The following is a 6,334-nucleotide window of genomic DNA, read 5'->3' on the forward strand; positions in this document are numbered from 1 at the left end:
CCCAATAAAGCGAATAAGGTTTTACGGGTTTAGGATTGTTTTGTGTAGTTCTCTTGAGCTCTGCTCACTACCCCAACCCAAAAACTAGTCCTCTTGAGCGAGAGAAGTAAGCGAAAAGGACCGCGTAATGTTGCGATTACAGCAACTCCCAGAAAATCTCCGATTTCATGTGATCCCGAGGCGCAATTCGGGGAGCAAAGAAATTGCTTAAGCTTTGGCCTGTTTCACCACAACCGTGAAGAGCTGTGGAAAAATTCAAAGCTGTTCACCGCTGCAGGAGAAAGCCCCATTTCTTCAAACATTCCCCTGAAAACCTCCCGGTATTCATCTTCAGGTATCGTTTCCCCACTGCTTCCTGGAGGCATTACGATTTCGAGCCTTACCTTTCCGGAGGCATCGAGTTCAACTATGTACCTGTTCCCCTTATCATAAGTCACTACCTTTGCCTCCGGGACAAAATAACTTACTGAACCCAGCCGCCTGCCGTCCTTTAAAAAGACTTCATCCGGACCCAGGCCTGCCATGGGATACGTATAAACACTCACAGTGGACCCGTAAGTGGAATCATCACTGTTTTCCTTGAGATAGGCATATACAGCCGGGAAATCCGGAGATTCGTTCACCGATATTTCAGCGTCCCAGGTCTGGTTTTGTGAGGCTTTTTTCAGGGCTTCAAGATACTTTTCCGAGGCTTTTTCATCTATTCCGAAGAGGAGCCTTATTTTTTCAAGCATCCAGAAGTCATCCGGAAATTCCGATAGCTGTAAGGGGGACTCGGGGTCGGAGTGGCTGAAGTTCGAGAGGGCTACACAGGTTCCGGTCCTGGCTTCAGTTTCGGATTTTTGTCCTTCTTCCGCCTCCTCTTCACAGATGAAGATCATGAGCTCGGAGTTCTCGTTATAATTAAGCCTGATGTTCTCCACAAGAGCAGCACCTCCGAAGCGTTCCCTTAACTCCGGTACATCTCCCGACTCAAAGCCCGAAAAGTTTCCGGGCCAGGGCCAGGAACCTTCCACTTCATAGCCGGCGTTCTCCGCTTTCGTGAGTGCGAAATTGTAATCAAGAGGCCCGATATCAACGTCCTCGGAATAGTACCAGGAACTGTCAACAAAACCCATTAATAAGAAAGGGCCGAAGATACACAGCACAAGAAGGAGGGGAATGAGCAATAATAATATCAGTATGGCTTTTTGCTTATTCATGAAACTTTCAACTCCGGGAAAAAATCCGTAAACTGGAGAGGTTGTTAGTATTCCGAATTATATGCCGAATCTTAATACTGTCGGAGTTGATAACTCAGAGCTTTTCATAACATTAAATTAGAGATGCTAAAATAATAAATAAGTTTGGCTTATTTTGTAAACTTTTAGATCAAAAAATCGAAAATCAATAAATTTGTCATAGATCCGGAACCTTCCAAAAGTCCCTACCCTTATTCCTTTAGAGTGGTAATGGGCTGAGCTTTACAGGTGGCTATTTCCTTCTGCTTGATCGAACTTTCCCGAAGCAACCGGAATGGTATCTTCCGTCGTTTTTTAGGGCCAACGCTAGAATAAAGATACTTTTGTACATGCAAGGATACGGTAACGTTGAGTAGCAACCTGAGCGGCATGTGTTATATCATATTAAATTTTATATGAGGTGGTACGGATGGAAAAGCTTGCAATTAAACCTGGTATATTGGGAAGTGGCCTCGGAATCTTAGCTGGACTCATCGAAATGTCTATTGGAGCACAAATCCTGCCATGGATTGGAAATAAAGAAAGCCCAGTTGTATTGGGATTAATCACATTTTTCTTGAGCGGTATTGCCCTCCTGTCTGTCCTTTCAGCTCGTAACCATGTTAAACTAACGAATGATCGTAAGTTGGCGATTTTTTTTGGTGTACTATTACCAGCGGCAATTTGCTTTACCACCGTAGGGCGGCTCTGGTATCTGCCAGGGTCACTCCTCATTATGACATGTTTACTTCTTGCTTATGAATTTTGGTTTGGTCAATCGAAGCTTAGCTCTCCAAAAATAATTTGTAGGAAATTTTGGGTAAACCAGATACTTGGAGGAATTGGTAGCCTAATTATCCTTGTCTCCGTAGCCCTGGCATTTTTAAATAGTAATTTTGCATTATTCCAATCCGAAATTCTTATAAAGGCAGATCGTTTCCGTTTCGAGATTTTGCCAATGGATATTGTCCGCTTTACAAATTTATCAGGCGGGGTAACGACGATCGAGGATATCGAGGTTAGTCTTGTGATGGTTGTATATATCTTTTTGATATTAGGCGCCGTCATCGCTTTGATATCGAGCCTGGCCAAATCCCGTATTTTTAAAGGAATCGGTGGCATCCTTGTGTTCACAGGTTTGACTCTCTCCCTCTTTTGGCTGCCCGGAATTCTAGCACAAACAGAATTTCCCTCTGGGGGGTTTCAGAATATTGTCGGATTATTAGGAATGGGTTGGTATATCTCAACTGTTGGAATGAGTCTGATTATGATAACCAGTTTGTTTCAACTTCAACCAGGTAATACTAAGAGCTGAACTACTGGGACGCACTGAATATCAAAACATTTACTTGCCTTGTCAAGATTGTATAAACGAAAATGCACTCACAATGCTACCTGTTATCTGGTGGTTTGTGTCGAAATGAATTTATGAGAGGAATCATCTCTATTAAAAAATTCGTATCCTCTTCAAATTTGAAAACCCATTTGCTTTTAAATCAAAAAAGCTTAAACCTGATACATACATGAAAAACCTGAGAAAATACGGTAAAGCTCCTTTCAGTGTAGCAGTTATTCATGGTGGCCCCGGAGCCCCTGGAGAAATGGCTCCCGTTGCCAGGGAACTCTCTGCCATTCGGGGAATCCTTGAACCCCTCCAGACGAAAGCAACCCTTGAAGGTCAGGTCCGGGAACTGAAAGCCGTTCTGGAAGGTCATGGAGACCTACCGATCACATTAATCGGGTTTTCCTGGGGTGCAATGTTCAGCTTCATCTTCACAGCTCGCTACCCGCAATTCATAAAGAAACTAATTCTAATCGGAAGCGGCCCCTACGAAGAAAAGTATGCCGCAAACATAATGAATACACGGATAAGCCGGCTCGGAAAAGATGATTGGAAAAACTTCCTCTTCCTTACAGAAACCCTTAATGATCCCTCAGCTAAAAACAGGGACGAAGCCCTGTGCAGCTTTGGAACGTTGATGTCAAAAACGGATTCCTATGACCCGCTTCCTCATGAAGATGAACTGCTCGAATGCAGCTACGAGGCCTTCAAAGGCGTATGGGAAGAAGCCAGCGAGTTGAGGAACAGTGGCAAGCTCCTTGAACTGGGAACTAAAATCATGTGCCCGGTAATTGCAATTCACGGAGACTATGACCCGCACCCGTTCGAAGGAGTAAGAGAACCCCTTTCCGGGATTTTGAAGGACTTCAGGTTCATTTTGCTGGAAAAATGCGGGCATATGCCCTGGATTGAGAGAGAAGCAAAGGAAAGATTCTACAACTTATTAAAGAAAGAAATTTGAACTATTCAGGTAACCTTCATAGGGCTACCTGAATAGTTACTATTCAATTTACATTCGGACTTATTGTTTTGGGGGCCAGTTCTTCTCGATCCAGCCAGGGATACGGCCGGAGTCCATTGGACCAACCTTAACATTTGCACCGAGTGTATCTTCGAGGTCACCCTGCAGACGAGCTGAGAGACCTGGAATGATAAGGGTGTTGTGGTTTGTGTCCGTCTTGAGGTCGAATCCTGCCTTTTCGAATGCGTCCTTTACCTTTGCGGAAGTCAGCTGACCACCGGCAACTGCAGCTTCCACACCAATCCCATCGGTGTCAACTGCAAGCAGCCAGCATACTATGCCATTTGCTGAGATATCGCTTTCTACCGTGTAGTAGGTAAGGGCGAAGTTTGTGGTGAAGAATACTGGAGAATCTTTGTCCGGGGCTCCAACCTTGTACATACCTCCGTCCACGGAGACCGGAGTCCTCGGGTCAGTGTAGATGGTTTCGGCCAGGTGCACTTCAGGCAGAGTGGAATAAGGCTCCATGCTGTGGAGGATCATTATGTCTCCGTACCTGATAGTGAATACTGAAGCCATAACGGTTTCCCAGTAGGAGGCACTTACAGGGTCTGCAATTCCTGCCATCCAGGCTGTGAGGGGGAGAGCCATGATCGGATATGCGATCTCGGTGTCGCCCATAATGCCTGCTCTCCTGATTTTCAGGAAGTTTGTAAAGGTTTCCTTGAGGCCTTTGCCGCTTGGGTAGGTCCCCGGATCAAGCACAATGTCCTTGATGCCTGCTTCTGCGAAAGTCTTTGCAAGGCTCTTGAGAGCGTCAAGGTCATTAAATGCTGAAACTACAACAGGCACCTTGTACTCAAGGGCGAGTTCTCCGACTTCTTTCCAGTTGTCCTTGTTTGCAGCGTAGAGCAGTGGGTTCTTGTCCTTTGCAACCTCAAGTCCTGCCTTCAGGACTGCAGGGTTAAAGGAACAGAAGATCATAGGCAGGCCTATTTCTGCTACCTTCTTGACAGCAGCAGCGAACTTTGCCGGGTCGTTTGAAGCGGCTCTGATTGCCACACCGTCGAGAAGCAGGTTGCGACCTACATAAAACTTCTTGAAGTCTGCGATCTTATTTACCCTCTCAATAAGGGCAGCTTCTTCCATGTTGTCTGAAACATCGAAGAACATCTTTGTCTTATTGAAGAAGGTAAGCTTGTGACGGTACAGTACATCGTCTCCACCGACGTTTGCTGCCTTTTCGCCTACTCCTATGGTAACCTGACGGATCTCGGGGGCAAGGAGCCTGTCGAGTTCTGCCAGCTTCTTTGCGTACTTCTTTTCCTTTACCAGAGGTGGACAATTTTCCGTCTTTCCGGACCTGTCAATCAGCTTGGAAGCAAATGCCATACATGTAGGCTCACCACATTCTCCACAGTTGGTCTGGGGCAGGTACTTGTAGGCTTCTAATGGGCTGTTTATTTTCATTTTTTACACCTCCGCTCCGATCCAGTTGGCAATGTCCACAGGCTCTGCCTCAATTGAGCCAAAGAGAGTCTGGGTTATCTGCTTCAGGACAGCTACCGATGTTGGGTGCATCATCATGAATAGGTCGTTTCCTGCAAGTGCAAGGGACAGCCCTGTGACAATTTCCCATATAGGTCCTCTGTACTCTCTTGGGCCCCAGTCAGAATCCTGTCCCAATGGAGAGCTAACCATCCAGGACTCACGGGCACCCCATGCGTTGGTGGTACCTGAAGACATCGGGAAGGTCAGTTCGTCATCACCCATCAGGGCTGCAAGTCTGATACGCTCCATGTTGGTGTAAGCATAGTCGAGACCATACCCCAGGGCTGCAGTGGTTGGGTCCATGATGATCCTGTCTCTGGGCACATTGCACTGCTTCATGAGTTTCCTGTTAAGTTCCTTCTGGGCGTTCATGTCCAGCTGGGTCCAGGAAAGCACGTCGTGGTCGTATTTTAATGCGGCTTCTGCGATCTTGGCGTAGTCCAGGTTCAGGCTGGCAGATGCAAGGAGACAGCGCTCGCCTTCTGCAACTTCTGCTGCTTTTGCAAGAACTTCGGGGTCTTTCTGTGGGTTCCCTGATCCACCAATGGCTATTGGCACATCAACGGCCTGCAGGACTTCTTCAACGGTCTTGGCTGCATCCTTGGGGGAAGTGTCCTTAATGAGCGGGTCGGTTGAAATCAGGTGGATGGTGATCATGTCTGCGTTGAACTTTTCAACGTTCTTCTTTGCCCATTCTCCAGGGCTGTCCATGACCTCGTCGTAGTTCTCCTTGACAGCTTTTGCAAGCCCTATTCTCATGTCGAACACGTCGATTGTGACCTGGTTCCTGTTCGGCATTGGAGCATCAAAGTAGAATGGAAGGGCTTTTTCGCCACCCAGCATTACCTGCTTTCCACGGCTTCCGCCGTCTGCAGATGTGTTGCCTATGGGTACTTCCTGAATCTGAGTTGTCCATTCTGCGATATTAGCAACATCAAACTTGGCAGAGATGATATCCTTGAGTTTCGGGGCTGCCAGAGCTGGGGAAACTGCGGGAGCTGCTGCCTGTGCACCAAAGCCTACTGGATATCCAAACATCCCTGCTATTCTTGCGAAGTGCTGGGCAAGTACTGCACTCTCCTGCCCGAGAGCTGCTGCAAGCATCGGGTCAAAGCCGCCTCCGAGTCCACCGAGATCAATCTCAATGTCCCCTTCAATAGTCACACCTTCGAGGGCTTCTACATCCATTCCCGCGAACATGTTTGTTATATCTGATAACTTCATTTTCTTTGCCATGTAAACCTCACCGTTTCCGTAATT

At 46.9% G+C, this 6,334-nt stretch carries 5 protein-coding genes; 2 read left to right on the plus strand and 3 right to left on the minus strand.

Going from position 1 to position 6,334, the window contains the following annotated elements; all coding sequences use genetic code 11:
• Positions 1–224: 224 nt before the first annotated feature.
• Positions 225–1,202 carry a hypothetical protein gene (locus EO92_RS07205; protein WP_048170412.1) on the minus strand — a complete coding sequence of 326 codons (978 nt, stop codon included), beginning with the start codon at positions 1,200–1,202 and terminating at the stop codon, positions 225–227.
• Positions 1,203–1,650: 448 nt separating this feature from the next.
• Between EO92_RS07205 and EO92_RS07210 the strand changes: the two genes are divergently transcribed.
• Both EO92_RS07210 and EO92_RS07215 read left to right on the plus strand, forming a co-directional pair.
• A complete protein-coding gene (locus EO92_RS07210; protein ID WP_048161746.1) occupies positions 1,651–2,535 on the plus strand; it encodes a hypothetical protein in 885 nt (294 codons plus the stop codon).
• A gap of 208 nt (positions 2,536–2,743) precedes the next feature.
• Positions 2,744–3,523 carry an alpha/beta fold hydrolase gene (locus tag EO92_RS07215; RefSeq protein ID WP_048170413.1) on the plus strand — a complete coding sequence of 260 codons (780 nt, stop codon included), beginning with the start codon at positions 2,744–2,746 and terminating at the stop codon, positions 3,521–3,523.
• Between the two features lie 60 nt (positions 3,524–3,583).
• On the opposite strand, the gene acsC is transcribed toward EO92_RS07215, so the two are convergent.
• Both acsC and cdhD read right to left on the minus strand, forming a co-directional pair.
• A complete protein-coding gene (gene acsC, locus EO92_RS07220) occupies positions 3,584–4,993 on the minus strand; it encodes an acetyl-CoA decarbonylase/synthase complex subunit gamma (protein ID WP_048170415.1) in 1,410 nt (469 codons plus the stop codon).
• A gap of 3 nt (positions 4,994–4,996) precedes the next feature.
• Positions 4,997–6,310 carry a CO dehydrogenase/acetyl-CoA synthase subunit delta gene (gene cdhD, locus EO92_RS07225; protein ID WP_048170417.1) on the minus strand — a complete coding sequence of 438 codons (1,314 nt, stop codon included), beginning with the start codon at positions 6,308–6,310 and terminating at the stop codon, positions 4,997–4,999.
• Positions 6,311–6,334 lie beyond the last annotated feature (24 nt).

It is taken from the genome of Methanosarcina sp. 2.H.A.1B.4, assembly GCF_000979385.1.
In the GTDB taxonomy this organism is placed as follows: Archaea; Halobacteriota; Methanosarcinia; order Methanosarcinales; family Methanosarcinaceae; genus Methanosarcina.